General features: G+C 42.9%; 12 protein-coding genes and 1 tRNA gene. 12 read left to right on the plus strand and 1 reads right to left on the minus strand.

What is annotated here, in order from left to right; genetic code table 11:
• Window positions 1-262: 262 nt before the first annotated feature.
• The 3 genes from nadA (at window position 263) to AC0J2X_RS19040 (ending at window position 3374) form a co-directional block, all read left to right on the plus strand.
• Window positions 263-1318 (plus strand): quinolinate synthase NadA, encoded by a 1056-nt coding sequence (gene nadA, locus AC0J2X_RS19030; RefSeq protein WP_061485250.1) that lies wholly within the window; start codon window positions 263-265, stop codon window positions 1316-1318.
• 122 nt (window positions 1319-1440) lie between these two features.
• A tRNA-Ser gene (locus AC0J2X_RS19035) sits at window positions 1441-1531 on the plus strand.
• A 94-nt stretch (window positions 1532-1625) separates the two neighbouring features.
• On the plus strand, window positions 1626-3374 hold the full coding sequence (locus tag AC0J2X_RS19040) for a site-specific integrase (RefSeq protein ID WP_472996322.1): 1749 nt from the start codon (window positions 1626-1628) through the stop codon (window positions 3372-3374).
• A 74-nt stretch (window positions 3375-3448) separates the two neighbouring features.
• On the opposite strand, the gene AC0J2X_RS19045 is transcribed toward AC0J2X_RS19040, so the two are convergent.
• Window positions 3449-5329 (minus strand): GGDEF domain-containing protein, encoded by a 1881-nt coding sequence (locus tag AC0J2X_RS19045; RefSeq protein WP_472996323.1) that lies wholly within the window; start codon window positions 5327-5329, stop codon window positions 3449-3451.
• A 590-nt stretch (window positions 5330-5919) separates the two neighbouring features.
• Here AC0J2X_RS19045 and AC0J2X_RS19050 point away from each other — a divergent pair.
• From AC0J2X_RS19050 to AC0J2X_RS19090, 9 genes are all read left to right on the plus strand, one after another.
• Window positions 5920-6225, plus strand: coding sequence for a hypothetical protein (locus tag AC0J2X_RS19050; protein WP_472996324.1), 306 nt, complete (start codon window positions 5920-5922; stop codon window positions 6223-6225).
• Window positions 6226-6227: 2 nt separating this feature from the next.
• On the plus strand, window positions 6228-7823 hold the full coding sequence (locus AC0J2X_RS19055; RefSeq protein ID WP_472996325.1) for a type IV secretion system DNA-binding domain-containing protein: 1596 nt from the start codon (window positions 6228-6230) through the stop codon (window positions 7821-7823).
• A gap of 9 nt (window positions 7824-7832) precedes the next feature.
• A complete protein-coding gene (gene mobF, locus AC0J2X_RS19060) occupies window positions 7833-10364 on the plus strand; it encodes a MobF family relaxase (protein WP_472996326.1) in 2532 nt (843 codons plus the stop codon).
• 208 nt (window positions 10365-10572) lie between these two features.
• Window positions 10573-11037, plus strand: a complete 465-nt coding sequence (locus tag AC0J2X_RS19065; protein ID WP_472996327.1) for a hypothetical protein — start codon at window positions 10573-10575, stop codon at window positions 11035-11037.
• A 210-nt stretch (window positions 11038-11247) separates the two neighbouring features.
• On the plus strand, window positions 11248-11772 hold the full coding sequence (locus AC0J2X_RS19070; protein ID WP_472996328.1) for a hypothetical protein: 525 nt from the start codon (window positions 11248-11250) through the stop codon (window positions 11770-11772).
• 260 nt (window positions 11773-12032) lie between these two features.
• A complete protein-coding gene (hsdR, locus tag AC0J2X_RS19075) occupies window positions 12033-14405 on the plus strand; it encodes an EcoAI/FtnUII family type I restriction enzme subunit R (protein WP_472996347.1) in 2373 nt (790 codons plus the stop codon).
• 41 nt (window positions 14406-14446) lie between these two features.
• Window positions 14447-15937 (plus strand): N-6 DNA methylase, encoded by a 1491-nt coding sequence (locus AC0J2X_RS19080; protein WP_472996329.1) that lies wholly within the window; start codon window positions 14447-14449, stop codon window positions 15935-15937.
• Window positions 15937-17718, plus strand: a complete 1782-nt coding sequence (locus AC0J2X_RS19085; RefSeq protein WP_472996330.1) for a restriction endonuclease subunit S — start codon at window positions 15937-15939, stop codon at window positions 17716-17718. The genes AC0J2X_RS19080 and AC0J2X_RS19085 overlap by 1 nt, the downstream gene beginning before the upstream one ends.
• Window positions 17715-18476, plus strand: coding sequence for a hypothetical protein (locus tag AC0J2X_RS19090; protein ID WP_472996331.1), 762 nt, complete (start codon window positions 17715-17717; stop codon window positions 18474-18476). The genes AC0J2X_RS19085 and AC0J2X_RS19090 overlap by 4 nt, the downstream gene beginning before the upstream one ends.
• Window positions 18477-18485 lie beyond the last annotated feature (9 nt).

Consider the following 18485-nt stretch of genomic DNA (forward strand, 5'->3'; position numbering starts at 1 on the left):
CTGTACTCTCCATTAAATGATTCTTCGCAAAATCAGTTTAATGAATGCGGATGTCCCCCGTTAATGATGAAGAGCCTGCTTATTGCGTTTTAAAACGCTACTCGTCTCATTTGCACTTTGATCTGGTTTACCTAACCCCATGTAGTAGAACAGGTAAGCATAACTACGACTATTTAATTACCCTTATGTTGATTAGGTAGTGTGTAATTTTTATGACAGTTGGGTATAATCCGCACCCTTGTCGCAACAGAGATGTAGGTTAATGTCAGTAGCATTTCGAGTGGATCAGGTAGAGTACCCGTTCCCAGCAAAACCACAGCCATTGTCAGAAGCACGTAAAGCTGAATTAAAGGCTGAGATCAAAGCTTTACTTAAAGCCCGTAACGCTGTGCTTGTCGCACACTATTACACCGACCATGAAATTCAGGCACTCGCTGAAGAGACTGGTGGCTGCGTGGCAGACTCATTGGAAATGGCGCGTTTCGGTAGAGATGCACAAGAACAAACCTTAATTGTTGCTGGCGTTCGCTTCATGGGTGAAACGGCAAAAATTCTTAGCCCTGAAAAAACCGTACTAATGCCAACACTTGAAGCAACGTGTTCGCTTGATATTGGTTGCCCGGTAAAAGAGTTTAGCGAATTCTGTGATCAGCACCCTGACCACACCGTCGTGGTTTACGCGAATACATCAGCGGCAGTAAAAGCACGCGCCGACTGGGTAGTAACGTCAAGCATCGCGCTTGAAATCGTTGAGCACTTAGACAGCCAGGGCAAGAAAATCATTTGGGGCCCTGACCGACACTTAGGCTCGTACATTGCCAAGCAAACGGGTGCCGACATGCTAATGTGGCAGGGCGAGTGTATCGTTCACGACGAGTTCTCTGCACAGAAACTAGCAGACATGAAAACACTGTACCCAAATGCCGCGATACTGGTTCACCCTGAATCACCCGCAAGCGTGGTAGAAATGGCAGATGCAGTTGGCTCAACCAGTCAATTGATAAAAGCCTCGCAAACCATGGATAACGACACCTTTATTGTTGCTACCGATAAAGGCATCTTTTACAAGATGCAACAACTTACTCCAGAGAAGACGTTTATAGAGGCTCCAACGGGCGGTAACGGCGCTACGTGTAAAAGCTGTGCTCACTGTCCTTGGATGGCAATGAACGGCTTAGAAGCGATTAAGGCGTCTTTAACGGGCGAAACTGATGGGCATGAAATCTTTGTTGATGATGAATTGCGTAAAGGTGCACTTATTCCACTTGATCGCATGCTTAACTTCTCAGCCGAGTTAAAAGCGAAGGGCGGGCTATAAGCGCACGTTTTATAAGCACTTGCTGAATATTTTCCAGCAAGTTCTTGATTAAGCGCGCGGCTTTACCTACTATACGCGCGCTCAAGGGTTTTCGTCGTTGAAATCTTCTTGATACAAAATTTGGAGAGATGGCTGAGTGGCTGAAGGCGCACGCCTGGAAAGTGTGTATACGTTTATAGCGTATCGAGGGTTCGAATCCCTCTCTCTCCGCCAAATACAATAACCCCATGATTTAAAAAAGTTTATCTGATTTTAAAAATGGGGTTTTCTTTTTTGCCACATAACTTTGCCACACAAAAGGTGAATTATGTCGCGCACTCCTTTATATCTATACCGCATTAAAAACTCTAAAAATTATTATTTTCGTATAAGAAAAAATCTCGTTTTTCAAAAATTAAGCTACCTTACCCTCGACTCGTCACATTTTGTCGCATCGCTTAAGACCTCTAAGTTTGATGAGGCAATGTGGTTAGCACAATTCATAGTGAAACGATTAAAGGAAGAAATGAACATGGAAAACGCAGAACAGTATGCATTTGGATCCCACCCCCTAAACGGCAAACGTTTAGGCGCATTGATGGACAAGCTTGGCGTTGACGAGCGTATGTTTGCACTAAAAACGAAATCCTTTTTAAAGGCCCGCTTTACGTATTGGCTAGCACTAGGTAAGAAGATGCTTCAAGTTGGGCTTTTTGAACCAGAGCAGTTACAAATCTTGAGAACGGTTAGACCCAGTGTGTTACAAAAGCATTATGGGTTGGGTGAAATGGCAGATATGCATCCAACCCCCAATGCGTCAAGGGTGCAGGATTTATGTGAGGCAGCGCAATCGCTTGGGTTCAACGTCGATCCTCGTGCCGAAGATGCACTTATGTTAAATCGGCTGATCGCCGAGTTACAAAAGCTCGGGAAGGAATATAAGAATTATTCTCCTGAACTTGTAAATAATGAACCTGAGGTAGCTCTCTCTAAAGACGCTGATTTCATAAATCTGCTTTTATCGCTCAAGAAATACACTGCCTTCGCGCGTCGTATCGAGCGTAAACAAAAAGCGGAAGATAATACGCATAAGCGTTTAGATACGTGTATTCACAACTTCTGCTTGAGTCAATTTAAAACGGTCGGCGAAAGCGCTCAAGCTCAGTATAAAAAATCTTTTGCTGTGCTTACGAAATTAGTTGGTGGAGATAAACTTGTCACAGAGTTTACTGTTGAAGATGCACTAAAATACAAAAATACTGTTATTAATACAAAGTCAGGTCGATCAAATCAGGACACCTTGTCCGTTAAGACGATCAATAAATATCTGTCGAACATAAGTGTCTTTTTTGAATCGGTGAGGAAAGAGCTTAAGTATATCGAACAAAACCCTTTCCAGGGCATGGCGCTGAGGATGAAAAAAAGGCACCAAATGCAACGTCGACAGTTCACACCTTTAGAGATAGACAAATTATTAAGCTATGTACCAATGAGTATGAAAGAAGCGCGTCTTTTTCGTGATGCTGCAAGATGGTTCATACCTATTGCGCTTTATTCAGGCATGCGGGTAAGTGAAATTGCTGGGCTTAGGCTTCGCGATGTTAAAGAAGCTGATGGCATTTGGTATTTTGATTTAACAGAAAAACAAGGAAAGACGGAAAGCGCTAAACGACACATTCCGGTTCATAGTAAGTTGGCTGAAATGGGTTTGTTTAGCTACATCGAGCAGCTCATTCAACGGGGAGAGACAGACCTCTTTCCTGAACTTCCTGCTGATACAAAAAGTGCCATTCGAGATGGGCGTGGAACACCGGTGAGTAAATGGTTTAATCGAAATGTTTTGAAAAATCTCGGTATGGATAAATCGAGTGAAGTCGACATGCGTCTGTTAATTGATTTTCACTGCTGTCGACATACCGTTGCGTCATGGTTTAAAAACAACGGCGTAGATGGTTATATTGCCAAACAAATTTTAGGGCATGACCAGAATTTTGAGATCACGTGGGGCATTTATGCTGGGCGAGAGAGTACTAAGTTATCGAAATTGAAAGAGGCGATAGAGACTCTTAGCTATTAACTGAGCAAATGGCAGTAATAGTTGTCACTCAATTTTAACGTTTATGCAAATACTTTGCGCTGATCAGCAATATTTCAACTCGAGCAGCGCAAAGAGCCAACGACGGTTTGTGCCCGTCCGTTACTTTTTGCGGTGTATAGTAGCCTATCGCATTGGTCAATAAGTGTATCGAGTTCAGCATTTGTATTAGTTTCAACTATACCTGCTGAAAAATTGACTACAAGAGATGCGTCTGTGGTATTCCATTTTGAATGGGCTCTGAGTCGTTCTCGAATATCATCAATGAGCAATTCAGCTTCCTCTTTTTTACTGTCTTTCAACATCAAAAGAAACTCTTCGCCGCCATATCGGCACAGCTTATCGGTTTTTCTTATTCTGTCTTGAACTATGCTTGAAAAGCACGTCAAGACTTCGTCGCCGGTTAAATGTCCATGCTGGTCATTAATAAGTTTGAAGTGGTCAAGGTCGATGAGCACAGCACAGCTTGTTGAACGATTGAAAGTAGTATTGGCATACCACGAGTAAAGCGAACGGCGAGTCATAGCGCCTGTGAGGGAGTCTACGCCAGCGAGTTTTGTGACAATTCGTTGTCGCTGCCAGAACCAAAAAGTGGTGATTGCTAGCAATATGGCAACGAGTATCAGAATAATACCTTGTTGCTGTTGTGCTTTTAATGCCAAGCGCTGCCGCTCTTGTTCAACTTTTACTTGGCGCAAATTAACCATTTCGATATCGCGTAATAATGCATCCGATGCATTTAAATCGCCAAGCGTCTCAAAATGTTGCGCATTAAGCTCTAACTGCGCTTGACGTGAAAGTCTTTCATTTTCGAGGGCCCTTACAAAATTACCTTGAATTTCATTGGCTCTACGAAAGTTATGGTATGCCACTACTTTCCAATCAGTATTAGAAAAGTCCGAGTTAGACACTGTATTCAAATACTGTTTTTCTGCATCCTTGAGTTCATCACCCGTCCCATTTACAGCAACGCTAAAAAGATTGACGGTCTCAATCAAGATATCATTATTGTAAAGGCCTATCTCCGGTAATAATTCACTTAATTGACTGAGCAATACGCGCATCTGTTCTTTATCGCCAGGTGCCATTCGATGTGTATACACACTTAATTTTAGCAGGCGAGCTAAAAAATTTTCATTCACGCCCTCTTGTGAATTTGCCAACTTTTTTGTTTCAGCCATTTCGATTAGCATATCAGTCTTGTCTAAGGCCTCTTCGAATCGCCCTAGTCTGGCAAGCGCTAATATTTCTGAATAGTAGTCCGTTACTTCACGCCATTCCAACGGCGTTTCGGAAATTGCTTGGCGAATCTTAACGAGAGCATGATGATGCATGTTGAGGCTATTATAAACGCGAGCTACGCTCCTTAAGGCTGCGTCTTTTGTGAGGCTATCGGACACTTTGCGCTTATCTTTTGAGCCAATATTTTTCAGATACGGTATAGCATATTCATACTTTTCTATCGCTTTGATGGGGTCTATATCGTCGTATATTCGTCCAAGTTGTGCGCTTACCCATGCCGCCGACGAGACGCTTCCTTGTATTACCATTTCGTGTTCTAACGCTTCAAGCTGATTTACTGCTTGTTGAGTAGTTAATGCGAATGCTGATGAGGGCATCTTTGAGCTGTAGTTCCATATCTCAAAAATTATGGTGGCTTTAACAACTGCGTATTGAAAAGGGTCTGTTTGTTTGAAATGCAACCAGTTTTTTTCTGTGATTGGTTTTGGCTTTTTGCCTATAAGCCATGTTTCTGGCCATGGGTCTGATGCCCAAAGCAGGTTTCGGTAAATTACTCCGAGAAAGGACGTATCGTTTGCTAGACCGGATTCATGATAAAGCTGAACTAAATGGCCATTTTCGGTTACATCTCCTCCTTTTCCCCATTCCCATATAATCCTAGCGCTGACCCTATCGTAGCGCTCAAGCTTTTCCAACTCAGACTCGGCATATGCTGTTAGTGATGTACTGAAGAAAATAAAGGAAAGCAATGCTCCTATTGGTAGACGATTTATGAACACAGACATAGACACTTCCTTATCTTCTCTACACTACTTTCTATGCTAATTATGCCATGGCATTGTGAAATCAAGAAATTGTATAACATGTGTAGCACATTTATGTGCGTCAACGCATTTGTAATCATAGCGCTAATAGTTTTGCAGCAATGAGGGCCTTATCTAATTTTTTCTTTGTTTTATTGTCAATTAAGTATATGAAATTATTGGCTAAATTAGCTTTGGTAATTTTAAATTGTGATAAAATGAAGAATTCGCAAGGTATGATGATGTGAGCTCGTAATAAAGCTACTAAGCACTAAAATCCGAGCTTTTATTCAAAAAGCGTTTTTTGTTGACACACTTGGCACCTGCGGTGCTAGCAATAGAGCGTTGCGAGCGCTTGTATCAAGCAGCAGCAAAGAGTGATGCGTGCTATCCACCGTGATATCACTATTAGCGTTCACTTTTGGGTGTGACGCAAAATGACTGAAGTTAGCCGTGATAGCTAAAGATAGGAGAAATTGATAATGACGTTACAACAAAAGAAAGGCGTCCATGTTCGATTAAGTCGCGCTGAATATGATGCTTTATTGGCCCTCGCAGAAAGCACAGGGGATAGCGTCACAGCGACGGCGACTAAATTGCTCACAGATGGGCTTCTTGCCTCACAAGGAAAAACACTCGACAAGAAAGTAGAGCGAATATTGAAGGTGCATGAAAAGTATCTGCTGAAACGTATCTTGGCGATGTTTATTGTGGTCGCTAATTACGACGAAAATGAGGCGAAATCATTCTGTGATAAAGCCACTTCGTTGCGTCTGTTTGAGTCGTGAACATGATGAAAACCGGGCTGCTGCTTATATTCTATGTTGCGGTGACTTTCGGGGTGTTTTACACCATTTCTCTCGCTTTCGCAGAGCCATTTCACGTCGCCCATATTATCTACGTGGCGTGGGACTTCTTCTGGCGGTATCCGCTTATTAACGCGTTGGTTTGTGCTGGGGCAGTATCTGCTGTCCTCATTACAGTGCAAGAAAGACAAAATCGGCGCTATTTACACATTGATGGTCCTATACTGTTGGAGGGCGCTAGGGCCATCAGGCACGCAAATCATGTATTTAAATCAAAGATATCAACTTGTGGTCTTATGCCGCACCCTGGATTTGCGCTTCCCCGAGCTTCAGAGTTAGGTAACTTTTTTCTCTTTGGTATGCAAGGCTCGGGTAAGTCGACAATTATAAAAGGGTTATTACGTCAGGTTTTTCGACGCCAGTGTACTGCGCTCATCTATGATGAAAAAGGCGAGTACACAGAGCTGTTTCTTGATGGCGAAACCTGTGTGCTTTCTCCCGGCGATGTGCGAAGCGTCTATTGGGAGCTGTCCAAGGATATTACAACGCACCACGATGCGAGAACATTTGCTGATGCAATTATTTCACCCGCCACAAACGAGCCATTCTGGACGGATGCCGCAAAAATATTGGTCACCGGGGCGCTCGTCAGTCTAATTGAAACCACGCCCTCTTGGGGCTGGGCAGATTTTCATAAACGCCTTTTTGAGGAGTCAGAAAAACTTCGAAGTGCGTTAATTGAGCACTTCCCGGAGGCGACATTTTTCACTGAGTCAGATCAAAAAGCGACGGCGAGCGTGCAAGCCGTAGTGGCAACACAGTTGTCTTGGTTGCGTTATATTGAAGACGCGAAGCCAGATAATGCACAAATCTTTTCACTAAAGGACTGGTTTTCTGAAAGTAAAAAGCAAAAAGTCATTGTAAAAACCAATCATGCAAATGCTTCAATGAGTGCGTCGCTATTCTTAGCACTCTTTTCAATGATGACCAACAAAGTTTTGTCCATGCCGGATTCACAGACGCGTGAAATTTGGGTGGTACTCGATGAACTTGCGGCTATTAGTAAGAATACCGCGTTAGAGGTATGGCTATCACGCTGTCGTTCAAAAGGGGCGCGTACTATTGCTGGCACGCAAATATTGTCTCAAGTGCAACAGATATATGGTGAAAGACAAGCAGAGACTATCCTATCCTTGTTCTCCACGGTCTACGCGTTGAAGTTAGGGGCAGCAGGCGGTGCGGCAGAAACATGCAGTAAATTGTTGGGACAGCGTGCTGTTTACAGCGAGTCTACAACAGTAGATGAGCGAGGTGGGAAGTCTGTGACGCGCAGTGAGAAAGATGTCCCGCTTGTACAAAAAGAGTCACTTATTCATTTAGACGCGCCGGATAAGAAAGGGGTGAGTGGTTATCTTACTCTTCCCGGGAGTCGCGCGATTTATAAATTGAAGTGGCCTTACCCCTCACTTAAAGCCATCGCGCCAGCATCCGTCCCTATCAACAAATATCGTGAAGTCGATGCTTCAATGAATCAATGTTCTGAGCGCAAGAAACATGATAACCCGTTTATGAAGAAGTAGGTGGCACAAATGCACGCTATAGCGCCCGTCCTAAGCGTCAGTTACTACGAAGACTTGGCAGCAGAAGATTACTATTTGAATGGAGGAGAGCCACCTGGTCATTGGAAGGGGACATTGGCTGCGATATTAGGCTTAGATGGCATAATTCAAAAAGCACAGTTCAGCTATTTAATGAGAGGGCTAAGCAAAAACGGAAAGGAAAAAATGGTTCAAAATGCCGATAGTGTTGGCAGAGTACCGGGGTACGACAACGTGTTCAGCCCATCAAAAAGTGTATCAGTTTTGTGGGCGGCAGCGTCAAAAGAAGATAGAGCATTAATTGAGCGTGCGCACGATGAAGCTGTCGAGCAAGCTCTTCTACTTCTAGAAGAAAGTGCAGCGTTCACACGAAAAGAAAAGGGAGGGAAGACGGTAGTTCGTTCAAATGGCTTTCTTATTGCTTGCTACAACCACTCAACGACACGTGCTCAAGATCCACATCTTCACACACACGCGATAATTTTAAACCTTACACAAGCTGAAGATGGAGGTTGGGGGACTATTATTGGTCGCCAGCTCTATGCGTGGCGCACTGCCTCCGCCGCGGTATATCAAGCCCATCTTGCCGCCGCACTACAACGGTTAGGTTATCAAATAGTCACTACAAAGAGTGGTAAGGCTTTTGATATTGTCGGTGTACCAGAAACACTTTGTAAACACTTTTCGAAACGTTCTAATGACATCGCCTCAGCGATAGCCAGCAGTAAAATAACATCAAGAGCCTCAAAAGCAGGCGATAGAATAAGCAAGATGACGCGCTCAAAAAAAGCTCATGTCGACCGCCCAGCGCTCTTCGAACAATGGCAGAAAGAGATTTCGGAGCATGGTGTTGAAATTGATGCTCTCAAGCGATTGTCAAAGCAGGAAGTTGCTGAGGCTCCAGAATTTACGGTACAGACGCTAGTAGCTCGACTGGCTGAGTCACAAGCGGTATTTAAAGAATGTGTTATCTATAAAGCGGCAGCAATTCTAGCGTTAGAGACAAACCAATCAGGACTTCACGCGCAACTCTTAGCGCAGAAAGCCATCACTACAGGCGCTGTCATTAACTTATCGCATGAAAATGAGATGACAAAAGTATTTTCTACCTCTCAAGTTCTTGATGCTGAACGAGAAGTGATTGTGTTAGCAAAACGTCTCAGAGAGACAAAGTCGACAGCATTGTCACAGAAAGAAATCTTAAACATTTGTGAGATGCAGCCGGTGTGTATGAGTGATGAGCAGAAGGAAGCTACTCTAGAAGCATGTATGCCCGAGCATCTCAGTATAATCCAAGGCTCTGCCGGCGCGGGTAAAACGACATCGATGAGCGCTGTAGTCGATGTTTGCCATGCAAACAGGCGTCGAGTTATAGGAGCGTCTGTAACAAAAGCTGCGGCAAATCAGCTGCAAGACTCAACAAACATAGAATGCTTTACACTCACTCGGTTACAGATGCTTCTTGATAGAGGAAACTCACCACTTCAGAAAAATGATGTACTTATCATTGACGAAGCAGGGCAGGTTGGAACATTTCAATTGCGCAATATTCTTCGTCACGCTGAACAATATCAGTTCAAAGTAATTTTAGTGGGAGAAGACAAACAGCTCGATGCCATTCGACACGGTGGTATGCTCAAGTATTTATCATCACCTGAGGTGATAGGTACAAAGAGAATAGAAACTATTTTTAGGCAAAAGCAGCCGTGGGACAGGCAAGCTGTGTGTGACTTTCGCGATGGTAATGCAGATAAAGCGATAGCGCAATATATAAAGCGGGAGCAGTTAAAACTTGGCAAAGATCATCATCAAACGCTTCGGCTACTTGTCGATAGTTGGAAAAGTTATGTACAAGATAACCCCGGTACACCTTACCTTCTTTTGGCGCAACGCTGGGAAGTCGTGAATGAACTAAACAACATTGCTCGTGAATACCTACAAAGTATAGGACGTGTTGGTCAACAAAATATAGAAGTAAAGGGCCTCGTGAATGGGAAATCCAATGCATTTAATGTTTCAAAAGGGGATAGATTACGTTTAACGAAAAATCATGCGTCACTTGGCTTCACAAATGGCGATATTGGAACTGTGCACGTCATTGGGGAGAATAAACATGGAGAGTTGCTCATACAAGTGCGGCTCGATAACGGACGCGATATCGAAATAAACACGAGCATTTACTGCGATAGCAAGAAACGCACATATTTAACACCTGCTTATGCTCAAACTGTATATAGCAGCCAGGGGCAAACAGTGAATGGTGAAAGCTTCGTTTACTATACGACAGGAATGGATCGCGCGAATACTTATGTAGCTTTATCTCGGCACAAGAAAAAAGCAACAATTTTTGTAAACGAACAAGATATTGATACTAAATCGTCAATCAAGTCTTCGTATGTGAAGAATGAGCATACAAGTAAAATTAATAATCTTGCTGCTCACATGAGTCGAGAGCGATGTAGTCGTCTAGCAACATCATACTTAGCGCCTAGCATCAACAAAATTGATAGCCTCTCTATATGAGGGCAGCGTTCAGGTGACATGCGTGGGAAAGAGTGTAAGTAAATTGGTTATATTGTGGATATAAATGATGAATACCGTTGGCAATACTTAACTTTACTTGGTTATATTGTTTTAAGTTATTGTTTTTATAGGGTTTTGTTGATTATCTCGCTTTCATGGTATACAGTCAGGAAGTAGCAAATTTGTACAGCTAAATGAGACCGAGGCAATGGCAACACAAATAGTTTTTGAAGAAAAAGAGGTGGTTGATGGTGAGGTGATTACTCATCAAGAACGTTCATATACTAAAACAAGTAAAGTTGTGAGAGATAGAAACAAATATTTCACAATTCTCACAGAAGAGCTCCACGAGCTCTTCAAGCTGTCTGGAAGCGAGTTAAAGCTTTTGCTGTTTTTAGCATCAAAAATGAGTTTTGTTGACGCGAACAACGAAGCAGATATTTCAACTTTTGTTAGAGCTGAAGCGAGAGAGGCTCTAGGGATTTCTAATCAGTCGATCAAAAACTCTTTAACTCAATTAAGGAAGAAAGGGTTTCTCGTGCAAGTCAAAGAAAGTAAGGAGCAGTTATCACCGAATGTCGTTTTTTGTGGCCTCATTAGTAAAGTAAATGAAAACAAGAGAACATTCTCTTCAAGACTAAAGAAAAAGCGCTTAATGGCGAAAGAACAGTAGGCGGAAAAAGATGGTATATTTGAATAAACTTAGTTTTATCAATAGCTAATGGCTATATTTATGGTTTTAGTCGTACTTATTATGAGTACGGATGTGTTTGTTTTTTATTACGGATAGTGCTTTTTTTCCGTACACATCGTTTAACCTTAACAGTAACAAAAATAGCTTTTTTGTATGCAATATAACAAAGATAGTGAAAAGGAGCTTAATATGCAATCCTTCTATGAATACCCTTCCTTGGAGCCAGTTAAGCCATCAAAATTCAGCGGTGAACATCACTATGTCGTAATCCCTGTTTTAAATAGAGCACAGAAAAATGAAATGAGCACTTGGTTAGAAAGAGAGTCTTTCACTAATCATTATCAAGGTGCGGATACGACCTTTTACAATAACTCGAACTTAGAAGTTGCTTTTCACTCTTGCAAAGGAGCTTTAAGTAATCTCGAGAGATATAATGGTGATACAGCCCATGCGATGAGTCAAGTTCGTCTCATGTTTTGTGTCAAACATTCAGGCAATATTGATTTCGCAGATAGAGTAGAGTTTGATTGGCGCGATATATGGGTTGTTTGGGGCAACATGAGAATACCTTTAGGGCCAATAGAGAATAGACAAATATTGTCAAAGAATATTGAGCAGGTGATTACAAAAAATAATAAAGATATCGCTGTGGATTTCATGACGTTGGCAACCCCGAGCTCCGAGCTAAATTGTTATCAGAGTAGACAAATTTAATAAGACTAAGAAAATTTAGGTCGTACAATGGATAAAGATATGGGCTTTTGTGGCATACTCCACTTTGTTTAGAATAAGCTCTATCAAACGACTTAAAGGCTCTGAATTGACTTAAATTACTGTTATACGTTGCAAGTCATGCTCTGAGCGCTATTTGACAATTACTTGCAAGTGTTATTTGTAAAAATTAGAGGGATCTGATTGTGGACACGGTAAACAAAAAAGTTCTCAGCGAAACAGACATTATTACGAAGTTTATCATGCCAGCAGTAAAATCCGCTGGTTGGGATGACATGACGCAAATTCGTCAGGAAGTGAAATTGCGCGATGGTAAGGTCATTGTGCGCGGGATGGCGGCAGCGCGAAAAACGGTTAAATCAGCCGACATTGTTCTTTATCACAAGCCATCAATACCGCTAGCAGTGATAGAAGCAAAAGCCAATAAGCATGAGGTGGGAAAAGGTATACAGCAAGGGCTGGACTATGCCCGATTGCTTGACGTACCGTTTGTGTTCGCCAGCAACGGCGACGGCTTCATTTTTCATGACAAAACCAATCTAAATCAGCTTGAGTCGGAGATTTCACTCGATGATTTCCCTTCACCAACCGAGTTGTGGTCAAAGTATTCAGCGTATAAAGGGTTTACGGAAACCCAGTTGCCTATCGTAACACAGGATTATTATGACGATGGCAGCGGAAAGTCACCTCGCTACTATCAATTGCAGGCCATTAATAAAACGGTTGAGGCAGTATCATCTGGTCAAGATCGCGTGTTGCTTGTTATGGCAACGGGGACGGGGAAAACCTACACCGCATTTCAAATCATCTGGCGGTTGTGGAAGGCCAAGGCCAAAAAACGCATCTTGTTTTTGGCAGACCGTAATGTACTCGTTGACCAAACACGAATTAACGACTTCCAGCCATTTGGTCAGGCCATGACCAAAATAACCGGCAGAAAAATTGACCCTGCCTATGAAGTACACCTTGCCTTATATCAAGCGTTAACGGGGCCAGAAGAATCACAAAAAGCGTACAAGCAAGTCGACCGTGACTTCTTTGACCTTATCATCATTGACGAGTGTCACCGTGGCAGTGCGGCAGAGGACAGTGCGTGGCGTGAAATCCTCGAGTACTTTAATGCGGCTACCCAAATAGGCCTAACAGCAACGCCAAAAGAGACGGATGAAGTGAGTAACATCGACTACTTCGGTGAGCCGGTTTACATGTACTCCTTAAAAGAAGGTATTGAAGATGGTTTTCTTGCACCATATAAAGTAGTGCGAGTGGACATTGATGTTGACCTACAGGGCTGGCGTCCAACCAAAGGCCAGGTAGACAAACACGGCAACCAAATCGAAGACCGCGTGTACAATCAGAAAGACTTTGACCGCACAATGATCATTGATGAGCGTACCCAACTGGTTGCACAAACCATTACGAACTACCTCAAGCGTACCGACCCAATGGCCAAAACCATTGTGTTCTGTAACGACATCGACCATGCAGAACGTATGCGCCGCGCACTGGTTAACTGTAATCCTGAGCAGGTGGCGAAAAACGACAAGTACGTGATGAAAATCACCGGCGATGATGAAGTGGGTAAAGCGCAACTGGATAACTTCATTAACCCTAAGAAAGCCTATCCGGTGATTGCAACGACCTCTGAACTAATGACAACAGGTGTCGACGCCAAAACCTGTAAGTTGGTGGTACTCGACCAGAATATTCAGTCCATGACCAAGTTTAAGCAAATTATAGGGCGTGGTACACGTATTGACGATAAATACGGCAAGCTCTGGTTCACCATATTAGATTTCAAAAAAGCCACCGAGCTGTTTGCTGATGAACGCTTTGACGGCATACCCGAGAAAATCATCCAAACCAAACCGGATGACATTAATGATCCTGATTCAGGTTTTGACGACATTATCGTTGACACAGATAACGATAATGAGGACGTGCAGGGACATGATGAACCAGATGGGTTCCCTGATGATTCTGGTCCCATTGATGAAGGCGACTGGACAACGGACGGTGATGATGAAGGTGGTGAGGTCCGAAAGTATCATGTAAATGGCGTAACAGTGAGTAAAGTGGCCGAGCGGGTCCAGTATTATGATACAGACGGGAAATTGGTCACCGAGTCATTTAAAGACTACACCCGTAAAACCTTATCAAAACAGTTCACATCGCTAGATGATTTTGTGCGCAGATGGAACGAAACAGAACGCAAGCAAACCATTATCGACGAGCTCGCCGGTGAAGGCATTTTGTGGGAAGCTCTTGAACAAGAGGTGGGAGAGGGAATCGATCCCTTTGATATGATATGTCACGTTGCGTTTGACCAACCACCACTCACGCGCAAAGAACGAGCAAATAACGTCAAAAAACGCAACTATTTCACCAAGTATTCCGAACAAGCTCAGCAGGTGTTGGACAAGCTTTTGGACAAGTATGCCGATGCAGGCGTGCTTGAAGTTGAGAACCTCCAGACCATAAAAGTACAACCTTTTAGCGACATTGGCTCAGTCACCGAAATAGTCAAAAAGGGCTTTGGTGGTCGCAAAGAATACGACCAGGCAATCACAGAATTAGAACAGGCCATATACAGCACAACCGATAAAAGTGCGTAGCGCATTCACGGCCTAAACCAAACAAGAATAAGAGAGTTTTTATGTCAGTTAGTACAGTCATTAAATCCATTCAGGACATTATGCGAAAAGACGCAGGAGTTGATGGCGATGCCCAGCGATTAGGCCAAATGTCCTGGCTGCTTTTCCTCAAAATATTTGATGCACAGGAAGAAGAGCTTGAGCTTGAAATAGATGATTATCGTGAGCCCATTCCTGAAAAGTATCTGTGGCGCAACTGGGCCGCCGATGACCAGGGCATTACCGGTGACGAGTTGCTGGAGTTTATCAATGACGATTTGTTTCCCACTCTGAAAAACCTGACCGCACCTATCGACAAGAACCCGCGAGGGTTTGTAGTACGTGAAGCCTTCAGTGATGCCTTTAACTACATGAAAAACGGCACGTTGCTGCGTCAGGTCATCAACAAACTAAACGAGGTCGACTTTACCGATTCCAAAGAACGCCACTTGTTTGGGGATATTTACGAGCAAATCTTACGTGACTTACAAAGTGCAGGCAATGCAGGTGAATTCTATACACCACGTGCCGTGACTCGCTTTATGGTGAATCGGGTAGACCCCAAACTAGGCGAGCAGGTTTTCGACCCAGCGTGCGGTACAGGCGGGTTTCTGGCATGCAGTGTCGACCACATTAAAACCAACTACGTTAAAACCGGAAGCGACCATCAAACACTGCAAAAGCAAATCCATGGGGTGGAAAAAAAGCAATTGCCACACTTGCTTGCTACCACAAACATGATGCTACATGGCATTGAAGTGCCGGTTCAAATCAAACATGACAATACGCTCAATAAGCCACTATCAAGTTGGGATGTTGACTTTGATGTGATTGTCACTAATCCACCGTTTGGCGGCACTGAAGAAGACGGTATTGAGAAAAATTTTCCGTCTGAAATGCAAACCCGTGAAACCGCTGATTTGTTTTTGCAGTTGATTGTCGAAGTCCTAAAAGAAGGTGGGCGGGCAGCCGTGGTGTTACCTGACGGAACGCTCTTCGGTGAAGGCGTAAAAACCAAAATCAAAAAACTGCTGACAGAAGAGTGCAACCTGCACACCATCGTGCGACTGCCCAATGGTGTATTTAACCCCTATACCAGTATCAAAACTAACCTGCTGTTTTTCACTAAGGGTAAGCCTACTAAGGACATCTGGTTTTATGAGCACCCATACCCAGAAGGCGTGAAAAACTATTCGAAAACCAAACCAATGAAGTTTGAAGAATTTCAGGCTGAAATGAATTGGTGGGGCAGTGAAGAAGACGGGTTTACCAGCCGTGTTGAAAATGAGCAGGCTTGGAAGGTATCGATAGATGAAGTCATTCAGCGCAACTTTAACCTGGACATAAAAAACCCACACGAGGGTGAGCAGGTTAGTCATGACCCTGAAGAGTTACTTGAACAGTATCAGACTCAGCAAGATGAAATTCAGGCGTTACGTGACCAATTGAAAGGGATTTTGAGTGAGGCCTTATCATCAGGCCAATCAAGCGACGTCAGCGAGGGTAATGCCTAATGTCTGTTGAACACCTTATTACCGAAAATATCGATATTTGGACATCAGCCATTAAAACCAAATCCGCCTCGCAGCGAGGCAGTTCAAACAAGCTTGAGTTGTATGGTATTAAAAAATTGCGAGAGCTCATTTTGCAAATGGCGTATTCAGGCAAGCTTTTTAACGATTCATTAGAAGAGGATTTTGATTCTGTTCTCAGTGATTTTAAGAAGCAAAAAGAGAGTTTTCATAAGATCAAAGGGGTTCGAATTCAAGCATTTAAACGATTGCATGATGAGTATAAGTTGCCTGGACTACCATCAAATTGGAAAGAGTGCTTTCTTGATGAGGTGATTACATACATCACTGACTTTCAAGCAAATGGCAGCTTTTCTACCTTAAAATCAAATGTCAAATATTACGATACGAAAAATTATGCACTTTTAGTACGCTTGACAGATTTGCGCCACGGTCTAACAAACGACAGTAATTACAAGTACACTGATGAACACGGGTACAATTTTTTAAATAAATCTTCTGTTCATGGTGGTGAACTAGTAATCGCAAATGTAGGAGCAGGAGTTGGTACAACGTTGCTCGTTCCTGAGTTGAATATGCCAGCTACACTTGCACCCAATATGTTTATGGTAGTTTTGCCAGAAACAATAGATAAAGATTATTTTTTATATTTTTCTCAGTCTCCACAATATTGGGCTTATCTTAATTCTGTTAACACGGGGACTGGGCAACCGAAAATAAACAAAACAGAGTATAAAAATTGTAAGTTTCCACTTGCACCCCTAGAGGTGCAAAAGAATATAGTTTCTAAGATTAAAGAATTGATGGCCCTGTGTGACCAACTGGAGTCACAAACCGAAGCCAGTATCGAAGCGCATCAGACCCTGGTCAAAACCCTGCTTGAAACGCTGACAAATGCCAAAGATGCCGATGAACTCGATGAAAGCTGGCAGCGCATTAGCGAACACTTTGATGTACTTTTCACAACCGAAGATAGCATCGACCAGCTAAAACAAACCATTCTGCAACTCGCCGTGATGGGCAAACTCGTCAAACAAGACCCTAGCGACGAACCAGTGCTAAGTCTGTTCGATAGAATTGAAGTCGCTCGAAATGAAAGAATTTGTAAAAAAGAGATACAAAAACCCAAAAAGGTCACTGTTTCTGATGAACTTGAGGCGGACTTCCCTGATGCATGGAAAACTTCATTATTGAATGACCTCGTATTCGTAACGAAACTTGCGGGTTTCGAATATACAAAGTACTTCGATTTAAAAGATAAGGGGGAAATACCTGTTATAAGGGCTCAAAATGTTAGGCCTTTCAAACCGTCGAAAGAGAACCTTAAATATCTAGACAAACAAACATCAGAAATGCTACCGCGGAGTGCACTAGATAGGCCTTCATTATTAGTAACATTTATTGGCGCGGGCATTGGTGACGTTTGTATTTTTAATGAAACAACTCGTTGGCACCTTGCGCCCAACGTAGCGAAAGTAGAACCCTTTGCGGATGTGAATTTAGATTTCCTGTGTATATATTTAAATAGTCCTCTAGGTCGCAACCAGCTCTTTAAATCAATGAAATCTACTGCGCAACCGAGTTTGTCAATGACGACGATTAGAGAAATTTGGGTTCCGATCCCGCCTGTTGAAGAACAGCAGCGAATAGTTGTAAAAGTCGACGAGTTAATGTCTTTATGCGATACGCTTAAAATCCGTCTGAAAGATGCTAATGGCACTCAGCTTCATCTCACTGACGCGATTGTGGAACAAGTATCATGAAGGCCAAGGATTTTCGATGGGGAATCGATAAACTTTCAGATATTGAGCCAGAACCATCCAGTTACTATTTCCCCGAATACGATCCCTACATGCAATTGCACGGTTTGAATCAACTGGTTGAGGTGTTGTTGGAAAAAAGTTCAGCTAATAGTACCGACATCCAAGTGGGTAAACACACCGGCCTTTATTCTGGTGAGAGAGGTGGTGATGCGTACGCTGATGACTGTGCTACCTCGGCATATTTTGATGCTTTCATGTCGAGTTCCATTGCAGCGGCGCTGGCGCAATTTTTGGAAAGTTTAATAAAAAATGAAACGTTGGCGATTAAGAATAATGAAGGTGAAAGCGCCAAGGATTCCAATCATGTCCGTACATTAAAAATGACCAAGGCCAAACAGTTCTGGGATGTAGGTAAATACTGGTGTGACCAATCCAAAAAAATTGAGACCGGAATAGTCGGTGGCAGTTTGCAGCTGTTCGAAGCGTTAAACTTATCCAACAAATTACCCATAAATTTTGCCACACACATGAGAGTGTTGTTTGGCTATCGTAACTATGTGATGCATAACGGCGTAGAGTGGGAGAAGACTAGAAGAGACAAATTCAAGGAAACCATTCAGAGCACAGGTTGTGAAGGCTTTTATTGGTCCAAGTCTGATAGTGAAGATAATGTGTGTTATTTAAAGGATGCCTTCATTAAAGAACTCCTCACTTTTTGTAATGACCTGTATCACTCGTTTTATCCTGAATCTGCATAAATAAAAGGT

This window comes from Alteromonas sp. R7, from assembly GCF_055755235.1.

Bases quoted from the DNA above. Each gene is read 5' to 3' on its own strand.
- AC0J2X_RS19070 (WP_472996328.1), top strand. From the start codon at position 11,248: ATGCAATCCTTCTATGAATACCCTTCCTTGGAGCCAGTTAAGCCATCA.
- AC0J2X_RS19040 (WP_472996322.1), top strand. From the start codon at position 1,626: ATGTCGCGCACTCCTTTATATCTATACCGCATTAAAAACTCTAAAAAT.
- AC0J2X_RS19080 (WP_472996329.1), top strand. From the start codon at position 14,447: ATGTCAGTTAGTACAGTCATTAAATCCATTCAGGACATTATGCGAAAA.
- AC0J2X_RS19085 (WP_472996330.1), top strand. From the start codon at position 15,937: ATGTCTGTTGAACACCTTATTACCGAAAATATCGATATTTGGACATCA.
- nadA (WP_061485250.1), top strand. From the start codon at position 263: ATGTCAGTAGCATTTCGAGTGGATCAGGTAGAGTACCCGTTCCCAGCA.
- AC0J2X_RS19050 (WP_472996324.1), top strand. From the start codon at position 5,920: ATGACGTTACAACAAAAGAAAGGCGTCCATGTTCGATTAAGTCGCGCT.
- hsdR (WP_472996347.1), top strand. From the start codon at position 12,033: ATGCCAGCAGTAAAATCCGCTGGTTGGGATGACATGACGCAAATTCGT.
- AC0J2X_RS19090 (WP_472996331.1), top strand. From the start codon at position 17,715: ATGAAGGCCAAGGATTTTCGATGGGGAATCGATAAACTTTCAGATATT.
- mobF (WP_472996326.1), top strand. From the start codon at position 7,833: ATGCACGCTATAGCGCCCGTCCTAAGCGTCAGTTACTACGAAGACTTG.
- AC0J2X_RS19065 (WP_472996327.1), top strand. From the start codon at position 10,573: ATGGCAACACAAATAGTTTTTGAAGAAAAAGAGGTGGTTGATGGTGAG.
- AC0J2X_RS19055 (WP_472996325.1), top strand. From the start codon at position 6,228: ATGATGAAAACCGGGCTGCTGCTTATATTCTATGTTGCGGTGACTTTC.